Annotated in this window: 2 protein-coding genes; both read right to left on the bottom strand. The window is 44.5% G+C overall.

The genetic code is table 11. From position 1 onward, the window contains the following. Nucleotides 1–41: 41 nt before the first annotated feature. Entirely contained in the window at nucleotides 42–920 is an 879-nt protein-coding gene (locus tag R7P67_RS25975; RefSeq protein WP_318086476.1) for an acyltransferase, read from the bottom strand. Next, nucleotides 892–1101: hypothetical protein (locus R7P67_RS25970; protein WP_318086477.1), on the bottom strand; the 210-nt coding region annotated here is incomplete at its 5' end. The genes R7P67_RS25970 and R7P67_RS25975, both read right to left, overlap by 29 nt.

Below are 1101 nucleotides of genomic sequence, written 5' to 3'. Positions count from 1 at the left end.
GCGCAACGCACAGAAAACAGGGGAGCGCATGGCTCCCCTTTTTATTTATGAATCTCTTGTAGCAGTTGGTCTTTCTCTTGCCACACATCCCCTAACCATTGCTGGGATTGGCGCTTGTACGGCTTGTCGTTGAAGTAATCCCCTAACACCTGCTCATCAACTGGCAACACTTTCACATGGACCACGATCTTAGTCATGCGCCCCATCAGCATGTCTTTAAAAGGTTTGTCCGTATTCTCTGGATACGCGAGGGTCACATCAATGATGTTCTCAAACTGCTCGCCCATTGCCGCCAATGTGTAAGCAATACCGCCTGATTTGGGTTGCAACAGGTATTGGTAGCCCGCTTTGCTTTTACGCTGCTTCTCTTCAGTAAAGCGTGTACCTTCCACGTAGTTCACAACCGTGGTTGGAGTATGCTTGAACTTGGCACACGAACGACGTGTGGTTGCCAAATCTTGGCCACGTTTGTGAGGGTTACGAATTAAATACTCACGAGAGTAACGACGCATGAAAGGCATGTCTAACGCCCAACATGCCATACCAATAAACGGCACATACAGCAGTTGTTGTTTGAGGAAAAACTTCGGCATTGGAATGCGATCTTTAAATACGCAGCACAGTACAACAATATCTGTCCAACTGAGGTGATTGCTGATCAGCAAATACCAACCATCTTTTTTCAGATTCTCGATGCCTTGAACGTCCCACTCCACACGGTTAGACAAGGCAAGAATCCCCGCATTGACGGTCGCCCAAATCCACATCACTTTGTTGGCAGCTTCCGTCCCTTTAGCTTTTAACTGCGCGGTCGGAAGTAGGATCTTAAAAATAGCGATGACACAAATTACGAGTGAACAAATCGCAGAATTGAGGATCACAAAAGAAGCGTTAAAAAAAAATAACAAATATGCCAACATGATAACCAAACAACAGTGATAAGGTGTGAGTAATAAAACAGCGTGTAATTATACTGCTCCGTTGCCACATTGGAACATTTGTGAGAATGGTCAGATTTGTTTTATATAAAACCAGACTCACATCAAAATCACAATATTCATTCGACAACAAGGAGATAACGAATGAAACCAAGGCTAACCC

Source organism: Vibrio sp. Vb0937 (genome assembly GCF_033338855.1).
The sequence above is the reverse complement of the archived record's forward strand: the minus strand, read 5'-3'. Positions and strand labels throughout refer to the sequence as shown.

Bases quoted from the DNA above. Each gene is read 5' to 3' on its own strand.
- R7P67_RS25975 (WP_318086476.1), bottom strand. From the start codon at position 920: ATGTTGGCATATTTGTTATTTTTTTTTAACGCTTCTTTTGTGATCCTC.